The 16,007-nt window shown below is 32.0% G+C and carries 20 protein-coding genes; 14 read left to right on the top strand and 6 right to left on the bottom strand.

All coding sequences use genetic code 11. The annotated features are described in order from the left end of the window. The 9 genes from ACH2BG_RS08330 to ftsY form a co-directional block, all read left to right on the top strand. Positions 1-925, top strand: a 925-nt coding sequence (locus ACH2BG_RS08330) for a dihydrolipoamide acetyltransferase family protein (protein WP_395047237.1), incomplete at its 5' end; no start/stop codon positions are given. A gap of 276 nt (positions 926-1,201) precedes the next feature. Next, the gene (locus ACH2BG_RS08335) at positions 1,202-1,972 is read left to right on the top strand and encodes an exonuclease domain-containing protein (protein ID WP_395047238.1); all 771 of its coding nucleotides are present in this window, start codon (positions 1,202-1,204) and stop codon (positions 1,970-1,972) included. A 46-nt stretch (positions 1,973-2,018) separates the two neighbouring features. Beyond that, on the top strand, positions 2,019-2,630 hold the full coding sequence (locus ACH2BG_RS08340; RefSeq protein ID WP_395047239.1) for a fumarylacetoacetate hydrolase family protein: 612 nt from the start codon (positions 2,019-2,021) through the stop codon (positions 2,628-2,630). Between the two features lie 3 nt (positions 2,631-2,633). After that, a complete protein-coding gene (locus ACH2BG_RS08345) occupies positions 2,634-2,978 on the top strand; it encodes a histidine kinase (RefSeq protein WP_395047240.1) in 345 nt (114 codons plus the stop codon). A 46-nt stretch (positions 2,979-3,024) separates the two neighbouring features. Continuing rightward, positions 3,025-4,275 (top strand): CinA family nicotinamide mononucleotide deamidase-related protein, encoded by a 1,251-nt coding sequence (locus tag ACH2BG_RS08350; protein ID WP_395047241.1) that lies wholly within the window; start codon positions 3,025-3,027, stop codon positions 4,273-4,275. Positions 4,276-4,349: 74 nt separating this feature from the next. Then, positions 4,350-4,586: a 50S ribosomal protein L28 gene (rpmB, locus tag ACH2BG_RS08355; protein WP_091472963.1), complete on the top strand. Its 237-nt coding sequence runs from the start codon at positions 4,350-4,352 to the stop codon at positions 4,584-4,586. A 26-nt stretch (positions 4,587-4,612) separates the two neighbouring features. Beyond that, entirely contained in the window at positions 4,613-4,795 is a 183-nt protein-coding gene (gene rpmG, locus ACH2BG_RS08360) for a 50S ribosomal protein L33 (protein WP_011963553.1), read from the top strand. Between the two features lie 42 nt (positions 4,796-4,837). Then, the gene (locus ACH2BG_RS08365) at positions 4,838-4,990 is read left to right on the top strand and encodes a DUF4295 domain-containing protein (protein WP_091472961.1); all 153 of its coding nucleotides are present in this window, start codon (positions 4,838-4,840) and stop codon (positions 4,988-4,990) included. 264 nt (positions 4,991-5,254) lie between these two features. Beyond that, the gene (gene ftsY / locus ACH2BG_RS08370; RefSeq protein WP_395047242.1) at positions 5,255-6,208 is read left to right on the top strand and encodes a signal recognition particle-docking protein FtsY; all 954 of its coding nucleotides are present in this window, start codon (positions 5,255-5,257) and stop codon (positions 6,206-6,208) included. A 241-nt stretch (positions 6,209-6,449) separates the two neighbouring features. Here the strand turns inward: ftsY and ACH2BG_RS08375 are convergent, their stop codons facing one another. Together ACH2BG_RS08375 and ACH2BG_RS08380 are read right to left on the bottom strand one after the other, a co-directional pair. Then, positions 6,450-7,238 (bottom strand): anti-sigma factor domain-containing protein, encoded by a 789-nt coding sequence (locus ACH2BG_RS08375; RefSeq protein ID WP_395047243.1) that lies wholly within the window; start codon positions 7,236-7,238, stop codon positions 6,450-6,452. 2 nt (positions 7,239-7,240) lie between these two features. Then, positions 7,241-7,771, bottom strand: coding sequence for an RNA polymerase sigma factor (locus ACH2BG_RS08380; protein WP_395047244.1), 531 nt, complete (start codon positions 7,769-7,771; stop codon positions 7,241-7,243). 209 nt (positions 7,772-7,980) lie between these two features. Here ACH2BG_RS08380 and ACH2BG_RS08385 point away from each other — a divergent pair, with 209 nt between their 5' ends. The 5 genes from ACH2BG_RS08385 to ACH2BG_RS08405 all read left to right on the top strand — a co-directional run bounded on the left by ACH2BG_RS08385 (position 7,981) and on the right by ACH2BG_RS08405 (position 13,137). Continuing rightward, the gene (locus ACH2BG_RS08385; protein WP_395047245.1) at positions 7,981-8,631 is read left to right on the top strand and encodes a DUF4331 family protein; all 651 of its coding nucleotides are present in this window, start codon (positions 7,981-7,983) and stop codon (positions 8,629-8,631) included. Between the two features lie 25 nt (positions 8,632-8,656). Further along, complete coding sequence (locus ACH2BG_RS08390) at positions 8,657-9,208, top strand: DUF4331 family protein (protein ID WP_395047246.1); 552 nt, start codon at positions 8,657-8,659, stop codon at positions 9,206-9,208. A gap of 81 nt (positions 9,209-9,289) precedes the next feature. Beyond that, a complete protein-coding gene (locus ACH2BG_RS08395; protein WP_395047247.1) occupies positions 9,290-10,582 on the top strand; it encodes a hypothetical protein in 1,293 nt (430 codons plus the stop codon). After that, positions 10,582-12,783 carry a TonB-dependent receptor gene (locus ACH2BG_RS08400; RefSeq protein ID WP_395047248.1) on the top strand — a complete coding sequence of 734 codons (2,202 nt, stop codon included), beginning with the start codon at positions 10,582-10,584 and terminating at the stop codon, positions 12,781-12,783. The genes ACH2BG_RS08395 and ACH2BG_RS08400 overlap by 1 nt, the downstream gene beginning before the upstream one ends. Positions 12,784-12,789: 6 nt before the next feature. Beyond that, positions 12,790-13,137, top strand: coding sequence for a hypothetical protein (locus ACH2BG_RS08405; protein ID WP_395047249.1), 348 nt, complete (start codon positions 12,790-12,792; stop codon positions 13,135-13,137). A 63-nt stretch (positions 13,138-13,200) separates the two neighbouring features. Here ACH2BG_RS08405 and tpiA read toward each other — a convergent pair whose 3' ends face one another. The 4 genes from tpiA to ACH2BG_RS08425 all read right to left on the bottom strand — a co-directional run. Further along, positions 13,201-13,953 (bottom strand): triose-phosphate isomerase, encoded by a 753-nt coding sequence (gene tpiA, locus ACH2BG_RS08410; protein ID WP_395047250.1) that lies wholly within the window; start codon positions 13,951-13,953, stop codon positions 13,201-13,203. Continuing rightward, positions 13,953-14,450, bottom strand: coding sequence for a TlpA family protein disulfide reductase (locus tag ACH2BG_RS08415; RefSeq protein ID WP_395047251.1), 498 nt, complete (start codon positions 14,448-14,450; stop codon positions 13,953-13,955). Before ACH2BG_RS08415 ends, tpiA begins: the two co-directional genes overlap by 1 nt. Positions 14,451-14,463: 13 nt before the next feature. Next, a complete protein-coding gene (locus tag ACH2BG_RS08420; protein WP_395047252.1) occupies positions 14,464-15,567 on the bottom strand; it encodes a MauE/DoxX family redox-associated membrane protein in 1,104 nt (367 codons plus the stop codon). A gap of 56 nt (positions 15,568-15,623) precedes the next feature. Beyond that, the coding region (locus ACH2BG_RS08425) for a nucleotide modification associated domain-containing protein (RefSeq protein WP_395047253.1) at positions 15,624-16,007 on the bottom strand (384 nt) is incomplete at its 5' end.

Here is a 16,007-nt window from a genome sequence, read left to right on the forward strand (position 1 = left end):
TCCATTAGTGAAAAACATCGCTAAAGAAGAAGGTGTTTCTGTAGCTGAATTAGAAAGTATTTCGGGTTCAGGAAAAGATGGAAGAATTACTAAAGAAGACCTTTTAAATTACATAAAAAATAGAGGAAATCAGCCAGTTGCAGTTTCTGCGCCAGTTGTAGCGACTCAAAATGTGGCTCCAGTAGCACAAAAAACAGCACCAGTTTCTGTAAATGGGGGCGACGAAATAGTTGAAATGGACAGAATGCGTAAGCTAATTTCTGGTTACATGGTAGCATCAGTACAAACATCGGCACACGTACAATCATTTATCGAAGTCGATGTGACGAATATTGTAAAATGGAGAAATAAAGTTAAAGATGCTTTCGAAAAACGTGAAGGTGAGAAACTAACTTTCACACCAATTATGATGGAAGCGGTTGCAAAAGCCTTAAAAGATTTCCCAGGAATGAATATTTCGGTTGATGGTGATTATATTATCAAAAAGAAAAACATAAACTTAGGAATGGCGGCTGCCTTACCAAACGGAAACTTAATCGTTCCAGTTATAAAAAATGCTGACCAACTAAATTTAGTTGGAATGGCAAAAGCGGTTAACGATTTAGGAAATCGTGCAAAAGCAGGAAAATTAAAACCAGACGACACACAAGGCGGAACTTATACAGTAACAAATGTGGGAACTTTTGGTTCGGTTTTCGGAACGCCAATTATCAACCAGCCACAAGTAGGGATTTTAGCTCTTGGAGCCATTCGTAAAGTACCAGCAGTTATCGAAACTCCAGAAGGAGATTTCATAGGAATTCGTCAAAAAATGTTCCTTTCTCACAGTTATGACCACCGAGTTGTAGATGGCGCATTAGGAGGAAGCTTTGTAAAACGCGTTGCAGACTATCTTGAAGCATTCGATGTGAACAGAGATTTTTAAAAATAAGTAACAATATAATTAAGCGATTCAAATTTTGAGTCGCTTTTTTTTAGGAGCCAATCCTGCCATACGCTATATCTTTTGCTTTTTAAAAGAAAAAGCAAAAGGATGCCGCTGCTGTCAGGGCTAGTCAGAAACTTTTGTGTCTAAGTTTTATATTTTTTTAATCCATGTAAATCCTTTATATTAGTATTATTCAGAGTCAAAAAAATTATAAAATAAATCTGTGAAATATGTGTTTAAACTTTTACATTTGTAATAATACAAACAAACTAAATGGAACTCAAATTAACCCGCCCAATCTGCTTTTTCGATCTTGAAACCACAGGAATAGATATAGGGAAAGACAGAATTGTAGAAATATCAATATTTAAAGTTTTTCCAAACGGAAATAAAGAAAGTAAAACATGGTTGGTAAATCCAACGATTCCAATTCCCGCGCAAACTACGGCAGTTCACGGAATAACAGACGAAAAAGTAGCAAACGAACCAATTTTCAACGAATTGGCTTCGCAAGTTTATAATATGATAAAAGATTCAGATTTAGCAGGATTCAATTCGGATAGATTTGATATTCCGTTATTGGCAGAAGAATTACTTCGTGCTGGTGTCGATTTTGATATGAAAGGAAGAGTTTCTGTCGATGTGCAAACTGTTTTTCATAAAATGGAAGAGCGTACATTAAGCGCTGCTTTAAAATTTTATACAGGAAAACCATTAGAAAATGCACACTCAGCCGAAGCTGACACTATGGCAACTTACGAAATCTTAAAAGCACAACTAGATCGTTATCCTGAACTAGAAAATGATATGAAATCGCTTTCAGAATTTACAACCAGAAAAAAAATCGCTGATTTTGCTGGAATGATAGCTTTCGATAAGGATAATGAAGAAATTTTTACCTTTGGAAAACACAAAGGAGTAAAAGTTGATAAAGTGTTAGAAACCGAACCAGGTTATTTCAGTTGGATTCAAAATGCTGATTTTCCATTATATACCAAGAAGGTTTTAACAGCAATTAAACTTCGAAAACTAAATACTAAATAATTTAATCTTTCAATTTTTGAATCATTAAATTTTTCAATTTTAAGAAATGAAAATAATCTGCATAGGTAGAAATTATACCGAACATATAGCTGAATTGCAAAACGAACGTCCAACAGAACCAGTCGTTTTTTTAAAGCCAGATTCGGCAGTATTACTCAAACAACATCCGTTTGTAATTCCTGAATTTTCTGATGATATTCACCACGAAATAGAAATCATTGTACGTATAAATAAAGTTGGAAAATATATCGATGCAAAGTTTGCACATAAATATTATGACGAAATTAGCGTTGGAATCGATTTTACAGCTCGTGATTTGCAACAAAAACTAAAAGATAAAGGTTTGCCTTGGGAAAAAGCAAAGGCTTTTGACGGTTCGGCGGTTATAGGTGACTTTATATCGATAAAAATTTTCAATTCGCTAGAAAATCTTACATTTGAATTAACCAATAATGGAAAAACCGTTCAAAAAGGAAATACAAATATGATGTTGTGGAAAATAGACGAATTAATCGCTTATGTTTCACAATATTTTACCTTAAAAATTGGTGATATTATTTTTACTGGAACGCCTGCAGGAGTTGCAAAAGTAAATCCTAATGATGTTTTAGAGGGCTTTTTAGAAAAGAATAAATTATTTAGAATTCAAGTAAAATAAAGGATGGCAATACATTATAATTTAGCAAAAGTTTATGCAATTTCTGACGATGATAAGGATTTTGTACTTCAAATAATCAATTTATTTATAGAAGAAGTTCCGTCGGATGTTGAACAAATTAAAGTAGGAATAAACTCTAAGGATCATTCCCATGCATATGGTTATGCTCATAAAGTGAAGCCTACACTCGATTTGTTAGGGATGGAAGCAGCCTACGAAGAAATCTTGCAAATAGAACAATGGACAAAAGACAAAGGCAAGAAAAAAGAAATTAAAGAAATATACAAGAGCATGTCAGGTCGCATCGATTTGGCTTTAGCTGAGATTAAAAAAGATTTTAGTTTGTAAACTTAGCGCCTTATTATCTCAGAACCTTAGCGCCTAAAAAAAAGACATGAAAGCAATCATAGTAACCGTTGGCGACGAAATCCTCATTGGACAAATTATTGACACAAATTCGGGCGTAATAGCCAAATTTTTAGATAAAATAGGAATTGGTGTACACGAAATGCTTTCGATAACTGATGATAAACAGCATATTCTAAAAACACTTTCGTCATTACAAAACAACGTCGATGTTGTCATTATAACCGGTGGTTTAGGGCCAACAAAAGATGATATTACCAAGAAAACCTTATGCGAATATTTTGACGATGAATTAAGAATAAGCGAAAAAGTGTTAGTTCACGTTACAAAACTTATAGAAGACTATTTCAAACGACCAATAACGCAATTAAACAAAGACCAAGCACTTGTTCCTTCTAAATGCGAAGTACTTTTTAATCAAGTAGGAACAGCTCCAGGAATGTGGTTGCAAAAGGAAAATACCGTTTTTATATCCTTGCCAGGTGTTCCGTATGAGATGAAATATTTGATGGAGAACGAGGTAATTCCTAAATTAATAGCAAAATACGAACGACCGTTTATCATCCACAAAACCATTTTAACTTATGGTGTTGGCGAAAGTTTACTGGCCGAAAGAATAGAAATTTGGGAGGATAATTTGCCTGAATTTATCAAATTGGCCTATTTACCAAATCCAGGACGAGTAAGATTAAGATTGTCTGCTCGAGGAACAGATGAAATATTACTGCAAACCGAAATTAAGACACAAGTAGAAAAATTACAATTAATCATTTCCGATTGTATTGTTGGTTTCGAAGAAGATGAAACTATCGAAGTTGTTTTAGGAAAATTGTTAACCCAAAAAAAACTAACCATTTCTACCGCGGAAAGTTGTACGGGCGGGAAAATTGCTTCGGTATTAACATCATTTTCAGGCTCTTCAAATTATTTCAAAGGAAGTATTGTAAGTTATGCAACCGAAACAAAAGTGGATGTTTTAGGTATTTCGCAAGAAGTTATTAATGAATTTTCGGTAGTAAGTAAACAAGTTGCCGAAGCTATGGCTTTGCAATCTCAAAAAATGTTTAAAACAGATTTTGCAATTGCCACAACCGGAAATGCTGGACCCAATAAAGGAGATGCAAATGCAGAAGTTGGAACCGTTTTTATCGCAATTGCCACTCCAAAAGGAGTTTTTTCTGAAAAATTTAATTTTGGTCAACCACGTGATAAAGTGATAGATAGAACCATAAATAAAGCTTTAGAAATAATTTATAAAGAAATTTTAAAAAACTACTAAAAATAATTTGCTACAACCATTTATTTTTCGTTCTTTTGCACTCTGAATTTTGAATAACGATAAAAGATAATATAATGTCAAGAATTTGTGACCTTACTGGTAAAAGAGCGATGGTAGGAAATAACGTTTCTCACGCAATGAACAAGACAAAGAGAAAATTCTCTGTGAACTTGATTAAAAAGCGTTTTTACCTTCCTGAAGAAGACAGATGGATTACTCTAAGAGTAGCAGCTTCTACAATCAAAACGATTAACAAAAACGGAATTTCTGCAGTTTTGAAAAAAGCGCAGTCAGAAGGATTTATAAAATAATCCGGTCCTAAAAACTATATAGCAAGATGGCAAAGAAAGGTAATAGAATACAAGTAATTTTAGAATGTACTGAGCACAAAGCTTCTGGCGTAGCTGGAACTTCACGTTACATTACAACTAAAAACAAAAAGAACACTCCAGATCGTTTGGAGATCAAAAAATTCAATCCAGTATTGAAAAGAGTAACTGTTCATAAAGAAATTAAATAATTAGAAACTTTTTTTAAAGTTTCAAATAACACATTATAAGTCATGGCAAAGAAAACCGTAGCAACTTTACAAACAGCTTCTAAGAGATTATCTAAAGCAATCAAAATGGTAAAATCTCCAACAACTGGAGCTTACACTTTTGTTGAAGCAATTATGACACCAGAAGAAGTAGATACATTCTTAAAAAAGAAATAATCTAACATAACAATATACTAAAGCTACTTTCTTTCGGAAGTAGCTTTTTTATTTTATATTTGTACGTAAATTTTTTTAGAAGCAAAACATTTTCGAATTTATTAAACCATTTTCCTGCTGTTCGCTAAATCTTTTCCTTGCTAAAGAAGCAAGAAAAAGGATACCGCTTCCATCAAGGCTATACGACAATTGTAGGCTTCTATTAAATTTTAGGTTTTTAGCCTAATTATCTAAAAATCTAATTATATAAAAAAACCAAACCAAATGAATTTTTTTAAAAAAATATTCTCCTCCGAAAAAAAAGAAGACCTAGACAAAGGACTAGAAAAATCGAGCACCTCTTTTTTATCAAAACTAACAAAAGCTGTAGCCGGAAAATCTAAAGTCGATGATGATGTTCTAGATAATTTAGAAGAAATTCTAGTTTCATCAGATGTAGGAGTAAACACAACCTTAAAAATAATCCAACGAATCGAGGCTCGTGTTTCTAACGATAAATATCTAGGAACTGACGAACTCAACAAAATACTTCGTGAAGAAATAGCAGGACTTTTATCCGAAACCAATTCTGGAGAAGCATCTGAATTTGAAATTCCAAAAGAAAAAAAACCATATGTAATCATGGTAGTTGGCGTAAACGGAGTAGGAAAAACAACAACCATTGGGAAACTAGCCAACCAGTTCAAAAAATCAGGTTACAGTGTAGTTCTTGGTGCTGGCGATACTTTTAGAGCTGCCGCCATCGATCAATTGCAAATTTGGGCTGATAGAGTAGGAGTTCCTATCGTAAAACAGCAAATGGGAAGTGATCCAGCATCTGTTGCTTTCGATACTTTGCAAAGTGCCGTAGCGCAAAATGCAGATGTTGTCATTATAGATACTGCTGGTCGTTTGCATAATAAAGTTGGTTTAATGAACGAACTCACGAAGATAAAACGTGTTATGGAAAAAGTAATTCCAGACGCACCACACGATGTGATGTTGGTTCTTGATGGTTCTACCGGTCAAAATGCATTCGAACAAGCCAAACAATTTACTGCAGCAACCGAAGTAACTTGCCTCGCTGTTACAAAACTAGATGGAACGGCAAAAGGTGGAGTTGTAATAGGGATTTCTGACCAATTTCAGATTCCTGTAAAATATATTGGAGTAGGAGAAGGGATAAACGATTTGCAGGTTTTTAATAAATACGAATTTGTAGATTCTTTTTTTAAATAAGATATGAGTAAACTAACTGAATATTACAAAAGCTTAAACCCGTTGCATTTATTTATATTTGGAACCGTATTTATGCTTCTAGCACGTACGGCGAAAGATAACTTTGCTTTCGAAATAAGTTGTTTATTTGCTTCTTTAGTACTTTATGTATTGGCTTTGATTAAGTATATAAAAAAAAAATAAGGATAAAAAAACCACTCAATTTGAGTGGTTTTACTTTTTTTATAAATACATTGAGTTTTTAAACTGCTCCCAAAGTATATAATTGTTCCATAGTAGGCGATTTGCTTCCGCCAGTTGGTTCTAATGTAATTCCAAAAGCTTCCGCATTCCCAGTATTACTTACAGCAAATATTTTATTGTTTTTTGCAGTAAAGTCAGACAATAATCCGATACTTGTAGGTGTTAGTGCTGGTTTTAGTTTAAGCGACCAAACTTGATAAACCATACCTTCTGGTGGTTCTGGTAAGCCCGAAGCATCTACATAAACGACTTGTGTTTCTTTGTTCCAATATACTTTTGCCGATGCCGTTGGAGCAACAGTTTGTCCAGCAAGGCTTATCACAGTGTTTTTGGTATCCCGAACTACGGCTAACGCTTCTTTAGTTTGGTTGTTTTTGTTTTCAGTAGAAACCAATACCTCATTCAATTTTGTTTTTTCTTTTTCAAGAGTAACAATATCATTTTCAAAAGCTATTTGTTGGTTGTATTGGTAGCTCATTCCTAAAAGGAATACTGCCGCTGCTGCCCAACCAATATAATTTAATCGATTATTTTTTGGTTTTAAATCGATGACTTTTGTATGTTTTATATCTAGTTTAGATTTTATTTTAGCAAAATTTTCTACCGACAAAAAAGGTGAAAAACTAGTCGAAAGATTAATAATTGCTTTTTCTATAGAAACAATTTCAGCATCAATCTCTTTGTGTTCTTTTGCCATTTGAGCAACTTCTAAGTTTTGGGTTTCGTCGAGCAAACCGTAAACATAGAGTTCTAATATTCCGGATTCTATATATTCTTTTATATTCATAATTATACGTGTAAAAAATTTCTTAAATCGTTAATACAATTTCTATTTTGTGTTTTTACAGTTCCTAATGGAATCTCCAATTCTTCGGAAGCTTCTTGCTGTGTGTAACCTTTAAAGAATAATAAATCTATTATGGCAATACACTTTGGCTTTAGCTTCTTTACAAATTCTTGAATTCCAATAGTATCAATCTTATTAGTAAGTTTGTTACTGTCATCTAATAGATGTACGAAATTATCGGACGATAGGTTTTTTTTACTGTTGTTAAAATTTTTGGAACGCATTTTATCGATACTTGTATTTCGAGCAATATTAAGTGCCCAAGTATAAAAACGACCTTTGCTCTCATTATAAGAATCTATATTTTTCCAGATTTTTACAAATACGTCTTGTAATACATCTTCAGATTCTTCTCGGTCTTTGACCAAATTGATAATCACTGCAAAAAGACTTTTAGAATACATATCATATAATATGGTATAAGCACGACTGTCTTTTTCTTTTATTAATACTAAAACTTCTTCTTGTGACATAAAATTGTTTTTTGGTTAACACAAATCTATGTAAACTTTATTTAATATGATAATTAATTACTTGGTTTGAATTTATTTTAAAAATAATTTAATTTTAAAAAATTGATAATCAATAAGTTAAAATTAAATTTGAAAAAATATTACTTTTTTTAAAACCATAAATAACTATTCTCCGTAAATCAATTTATAATCATTAAAAATTTAAAACAATGAAAAAAACAAAAATGTTATTAGGTCTATCGTTTGTTGCGATTTCGGGTCTAATCTTAATTGCTGCTGACCACGCAGATGCTCCAGCAATAACAGGTAATGCAAATGATATTACCGATGTGTATGCTTTTCAGGGGCAAGACACAAACAATATGGTGTTTGTAGTAAACGAGCAAGGATTATTAAGTCCAGGTGCATCAGCAACAGCTGCGTTCAACGAAAATGTTATGACAGAAATTAACATTGACAACACAGGTGACAATGTAGAAGACCTAGTTATTCAAGCAATTAAGAGAGGTGGTAAAATGTACTTTTTTGGACCAATTGCTCCAGGAACAACAGGAACATCAAGTACTGTAAAAACGGCTGGAGCTTCAGGAAGTGTAGATATTTCTACTTATGGAGGAACACCAATTACTTCAACTTCAAACGGAATGAAATTTTTTGCAGGACCAAGAGATGACCCATTCTTTTTCGATTTGAATCGATTTAAAGCCATTATTGCAGGAACTGCAACTGGATTTAACAATCCTGGAACTGATACTTTTGCTGGAACAAATGTTTTAGCAACTATTATAGAAGTACCAAAATCTATGTTAGGGACCTCTGCAACTATCAATGTTTGGGCAGAAACTAAAGAAAAACAATAATTTAATTTTTAATAAAAGTATAAAGATGAAAACAAATAAATTTAAAATTATAGCCTTGTCATTTCTAGGAATAGCAATGTTTACAAGTTGTAACAATGACGACGATTCAGCTCCTGTTGAACCAGCAACTGATTTTTCAGGGACTTATGTACAAAAAGACCAAATGGCAAGACCAGCAATAAACACTGTTTTTATTGCTTCTGGATCCCCTAAAGACGCCTTTAATACAACAACGCCTTCTAGTATGGGAGCAACTTATCAATCAGTTTTTCAGTCAAGATTATTGGCTTTAAATTCTGGATATACAACCAATGCGTTAGGTCAAGATGCAGCAACTTTTACTGGATTGTTAGCTACTGACGTTTTAGGTGTTAAAAAAACAGGAACAACCACATTTTTTGATGGTACAAATGTGCTAACTGGTCGTGCTCTTGCCGATGATGTAATTGATACTGAATTACTTCTTATTTTTGGTGGTCCAGCTGGAACTTCAAACGCGGGACTTACTTCAGATAATGTTGGCGCAAACGACAAAACCTTTTCTGCCTCATTTCCTTACTTAGCTTCTGCTTGGTAGTATAATTATTATTAGAGCGTATAAATTTTATACGCTCTAATTTTATCAATATAAAAAGCATAACAAACAAAAACAAACGCAATGAAAAAATTTAATTTATTAATGCTGTTTTTTGCCACTTTAGTAATGATAAGTTGCGAAAAAAAATCAGATCAAGTTACCAATCCAAAAGATTACAATGCCTTTCTGGAAATGAAAGAAAATAAATCATTAGATTTTGCAAAGTCTGAGATAGATTTTTGGCAAAAAAAATTCGACGCAACTCCAAATCAAATTACCTATTTATCTCAAATAGCTTCGAATTATTCGAAATTATTTGAAATAACAGGAAATATTAATGATTTGTATAAAACGGAAGAATTATTGCTAAAATCGAACCAAGCTTTCAGATATTCTCAAGTAGGAACAATTCGCTCTTTGGGTAGAAATTATATTTCGCAACACCGATTTAAAGAAGCTTTAGTCTTAGCAAACAAAGCTTTGGCCATTGGAGAAGGGATGAAAGAAACTCAGAAATTACTTTTTGATGTCAATATGGAATTAGGAAATTATACTGAAGCTCAGAAAAATCTAAACTCTTTAACTGACACAAAAGACTTCGATTATTTAATTAGAATTTCAAAATGGAATGATCATTTAGGGGATTTGAAAACTGCTATTTCATTTATGGAAAAAGCCAAAGATGTTGCGATTAAAAATGACAATAAAGCTCTGAAAATTTGGACATTATCTAACCTTGGAGATTTAAACGGTCATGCAGGAAATATAAAAACTTCTTATGATTATTATTTGAAAACATTAGAGATAGAGCCTAATAATTCTTATGCGCTAAAAGGAATTGCTTGGATTACTTTTTCTCACGAAAAAAACACAACCGAAGCAAAACGAATTATTGATATAATTTCTAAAAAGCACAATTCGCCAGATTTTTATTTGCTGAAAGCAGAAATTGCCGGGTATGAAAAAAATACGGTTGCAGAAAACCAAAATTTAATGTCTTATTTCAAGATGCTAACAAGCAATAATTATGGCGCAATGTATAATAAATACAATACTTTAATTTATGCTGAAGATAAAACTACTGCAAACAAAGCATTAGAAATTGCTAAAATTGAAGTTGAACATCGTCCAACTCCGGATTCTTATGATTTATTAGCTTGGTCATACTTCAATTTGGGCGACAAGAAAAAAGCATTAGAAATAATTCAAAAATATGTTGCAGATAAATCATTTGAGCCAGAATTAAATTATCATTTGGCAACAATTTATAAAGCTAACAATTTAGAAGGCAAAGTAGTACCTATAAAAAAAGAATTGCAATCAAGTATATATGAATTAGGCCCTGTTTTTGAACAAAAAATAAATAATTTGTAATGAAATCATTTTTTTTACTACTAATTATGCTCATTACATTTTCCAATTTTGCACAAATGCAAAAAGGAATAGTAAGAGATTCATTAGGGAATCCTGTCGAAAATGCTTATTTATTGAATATAAATTCTAAATATCACGCACATACGGATGAATTTGGAAATTTTAATATCGATAAAACTAATGTTTCAGATGTATTAATTGTTACAGCTTTAGGATTTAAAAAATTAGAGTACACAATTACTTCAACTGAAATTTCAATAGTTTTAGAAGACGATGCATTTAGTCTGGATCAAGTGGTTATTCAGTCAAAGCTAAATGCGATGAATGTAATTTCTAAAATAGATTTGCAAACTACTCCAGTAAATTCTTCGCAAGAAATATTGCGAAAAGTACCAGGATTATTCATTGGTCAGCATGCTGGTGGAGGAAAAGCAGAACAAATGTTTTTGCGTGGTTTTGATATCGATCACGGAACAGATATTGCCGTTTCAGTAGATGGAATGCCAGTAAACATGGTTTCTCACGCTCACGGACAAGGTTATGCTGATTTGCATTTTGTGATTCCGGAAACAGTCGAAAAAATAGATTTTGGAAAAGGAACTTATTATGCCAATAAAGGAGATTTTGCTACAGCGGGTTATGTTTCGTTTTTAACAAAAGAAAAAATAGATAAGAATATCATAAGTGTTGAAACTGGACAATTTAATACTTTCAAAACGGTTGGACTTTTTAATTTATTAGAAAAGCAAAAAAATCAGAATGCTTATTTAGCAACAGAATATATCATGACCGATGGTGCGTTCGACTCACCACAGAATTTTAAACGTATTAATTTATTTGGAAAATACATTTCTGTTTTTGCTGATAATAGTAAGTTTTCTATCAATGCTTCTCATTTTACAAGTAAATGGGATGCTTCTGGACAAATTCCACAACGGTTAATTGATGCGGGATTAATTTCAAGATTTGGCGCTGTTGATGATACTGAAGGCGGAAAAACTTTGAGAACAAATTTGAATGTTTCGTTATCGAAACCTGTCGATGAAAATGTTTTTATAAAAGCAAATGCTTTTTATTCAAAATATAATTTTGAGTTGTATTCTAATTTTACATTCTTCTTAGATGACCCAATAAATGGAGATCAAATACGTCAAAAAGAGAATAGAGATATTTTTGGAATAAATGCGGAATTGAACAAGAAACTAGAAAATTCTAATTTTCAATTGGGTTTTGGTTTCAGAAATGATGCTACAAAAAATACTGAATTATCACATACAGTAGGACGTTACACAACTTTGAATAATTTGAAATTAGGAGATATAGATGAAACAAATATTTTTTCTTACCTGAATACTGAATTCGATTTCGGAAAACTAAAGATAAATCCAGCTATAAGATTCGATTATTTTAAGTTTGATTACCAAGATAAATTGGCAACAAATTATAAACCGCAGACCGAAAATAAAGCCAAATTTTCACCAAAACTAAATTTTATTTTTACTCAAAATAATAATTTACAGTTTTACTTAAAATCTGGTTTTGGGTTCCATTCTAACGACACGAGAGTTGTGGTTGCTAATGCTGGAAAACAAATTTTGCCAACTGCTTTTGGATCTGATTTAGGAATTATTGCGAAACCATTTCCTAAACTGTTGCTCAATTCAGCTATTTGGATGCTAAACCTGCAAGAAGAATTAGTATATGTTGGCGATGCTGCAACAGTCGAGATTTCTGGAAGAACAAAACGAATGGGTTTCGATTTTGGTTTGCGTTATCAGTTATCTAATTATTTGTTCTTTGATACTGATGTAAATTATACTTATGCCAGAAGTATTGATTCGCCAAAAGGACAAGATTATATACCGTTAGCACCTGATTTTACAGCAACAGGAGGATTAAGTGTTAATAAATATAGAAATTTTTCTGGAGGATTTCATTACCGATATCTAAAATCTCGGCCAGCCAATGAAGACAACTCGATTGTAGCAAAAGGATATATGGTCTCGGATTTAAATATAAATTATGAATACAAAAATGTGACTTTTGGAATTTCGGCAGAAAATATTTTTAATACAAAATGGAATGAAACCCAGTTTGCTACCGAAAGTAGATTACAAAATGAAACCCAAAGTGTTGAAGAAATACATTTTACACCAGGCGCACCATTTTATCTAAAAGGAAAAATTACTTATAGGTTTTAAAATATTATGAAAAAGGTATTAATGTTTTTATTACTTAGTTTCACAATTAGAGGATTTTCTCAGTATTCAAGAGAAATAAAGATGAATCATCATAATATAAAAGTAAAAAATGTAGTAGAATATAGTTTTTTAGAATCGGCAGCAGATTATTTGTCATCGGATATTAAAATAAACTACAATTATAGTAAGTTATATTTTAGATTATCAATGCGAAATTTTTTTAATATTTACGCAGATGAACCTAATTTTAATTTTAATAATTTATCGGGTAATAGTATTACTAATTTTAATAAAATAAATATTAATAAAGAAGTACCTGTTTATATAAAAGGAAAAATAACTTATAAATTTTAGTTTTGTTTGTTTTATGTTTGATTAGAAGCTCATTAGGAAAATTCCTAATGAGTTTCTTTTTAATTATATACCATTCACAATCGCTACAAAATCATCAGCTTTTAATGCTGCTCCGCCTATTAATCCACCATCAATATCAGGTTTTGAAAAAATAGCTGCTGCATTATCAGGTTTTACACTTCCGCCATATAGGATTGAAACAGCTTCGGCAATATCGCTACCAAAAACTTTACGAACAGTTTCTCTAATAAATTCGTGCATTTCCTGTGCTTGCTCTGGACTTGCAGTTTCGCCAGTTCCTATCGCCCAAACGGGTTCGTAGGCCAAAATAATATTAGTCCAAGCTAATTTGTCGATATGAAATAATCCGTCACGCAATTGGTTTTCTACTATATTAAAATGTTGTTTGTCTTGACGGTCTTTCAATTCTTCTCCGAAACAAAAAATTACTGTCATCTCGTGTTTCAGAGCCGTATCAACTTTAAACGAAATCATAGCATCGGTTTCATGAAAAATTGCTCTGCGTTCTGAATGTCCAAGAATTACAGTATTTACACCAATGCTTTTTAGCATATCTGCTGAAATTTCGCCAGTATAAGCGCCATTTTCCGCTTGGTGCATATTTTGTGCTGCGACACGAATATTAGTAAATTCGGTATGATCGACAGCAGAAGCAAGGTTTATAAAAGTAGGTGCAATAATTATTTTAGTATCACCATCTGTTGGTAATTTGTCTATCAATTCGTTGATTAAATCTTCGGTTTCTTCCGAATTTTTATTCATTTTCCAGTTTCCAGCTACAATTTTTGCTCTCATTAGTTTAGACTTTTTAGTAAGGTATTTACTTTCTCTTTATCGGTTTCGATGGCTTTGTATAAAGCTATTTTTCCTGTTTTATCGATAATAATATATCTAGGAATCCAATCTAAATTGATAGATTTTGCAAAAGCGCCTTTCATTCCTTCTGGAATTAAGTAATGTTCGCCTACTAGTTCATGTTTTTCGATGCCTTTTGCCCAAGCTTCAGGTGTTTTGTCACAAGAAAGAAAAACAAAATCGGTATTCGGATATGCTGTTTGAAATTCTTTAATATTTGGCATATTTTTTACACAGTCGCTACACCAAGAAGCCCAAACTTCGATAACTACGGTTTTGCCTTTGTGCTTTTTTAGGATTTTTTTTAGGTTGGTTTCACTTCCGTCAGCATTTATCAATTTGTTTGATAAAGCTTCTTTAGAGAATTCTACTTGTTGCGCATTTGAACAAGACATATTCAACATTATAACTGATAATAATAGGATTAATTTTTCCATATTTAGATAATATTTATTTTTTTAATTCAGAAAACGGTTTGTTAATTAGTTCTTGATAATCGATAGGATTAAATTTGTTATCGGTGATTCCGTTATAATATTTGTAGGTATTTCCGTTCCAAAGATATTTTACGCCAGGTGTGTCTTTTCCTGTTCCTAAAGCATTCCAAAATGGAATGATTTCGATAATTTTATACGGATATTCAGCTCCAGTTTCTTTGAAAAAAGCTGGAATTAAATCGGCTTCTTCATTCATAAAAATGATTAATATTTCTGGAAAATTAGCATTTTTTTGTTTCAATTCGGTTAGTTCTTTTGCGGCTGTGCGACAATGATCGCAACCAGGAACAAAAAAGCAAAGTGTTTTTCGACCAGAATCTATTTTAGAAAATAATTTGGCATAACCAGATTTAATTTTTTTAGGTTCGGTTGTAGAAATTACCTCTTCAATTTTTGTTGTGAGCTCTTTTTTTACCGAATCAACTTTTACAGCAGTAATAACTGAATCTTTAAGAATTGGAGTAACATTTTCTGTAGGAATTGTATCAGAAACAACATTTTCTATTGGAGTAACTGTAAAATCATTTGTAATTTTTTTTATTGGCGCCAATAAAAATATCGAAATTATAGTCGCTAATGTTATGCCTGAAACTATCCAAAAATTGTTTTTACTAACAACTGTTTTTGGCAATAAAAACAATAAGAAAACCAATAAAAGAATGGCAATTATATTTTTTATAATGGCTTCAATTGGTGTCATTGGAATTAATTCGCCAAAACAGCCACAATTACCAGAATTTCCGCCACTGGCAAAAGTTACATAAGACAAATGACCAACAAAAACGGCTAACAATAAAATGGTTACAGGAATAATTAATTTTCGTAAAAAGTTATTTTGAAGGATTAGAATTCCCAAAGCCAATTCGATTCCGATTAATATTCTAGAAAACCAAGGTGCAATAATCTCTGAAAATCCTAATGGATATAATTGTTTTACTTCGAATGTTGAGATAGCAAAATAAGGCGATGGATACATTTTAGCAATGGCCGAAACGATAAATAAGAACGAAATTATGATTCTAATTGCCCAAGGTAAATAGCTTTTTACTTTTTCCATTTTTATGTTTTTTACAAATATAAAACCGATCGATTTTAGTATTTGTTAATGAGTTGTTATTTTTTGAAATCCATTAATATCAAAGCAAAAACAGCATAATTTATCATGTCTTGATAATTAGCATCAATTCCTTCAGAAACCAATGTTTTTCCTTTATTGTCTTCAATTTGTTTCACTCGAAGAATTTTTTGTAAAATCAAATCGGTCAAGGAACTCACACGCATATCTCGCCAAGCTTCACCGTAATCGTGATTCTTGTTTTCCATTAAATCTTTAGTAATCGAAATTTTCTCATCGTATAATTTTACAGCTTCATTTACATCTAAATCGGGTTGCAGAGCAATTCCTTTATCTAGTTGTATTAATGCCATTATCGAATAATTGATAATCCCAATAAACTCTGAACTTTCGTCTTCATCTACTTTTCGAATCTCATTTTC

Origin of the sequence: Flavobacterium sp. (genome assembly GCF_043779715.1) — a bacterium.
Classification (GTDB): domain Bacteria; phylum Bacteroidota; class Bacteroidia; order Flavobacteriales; family Flavobacteriaceae; genus Flavobacterium.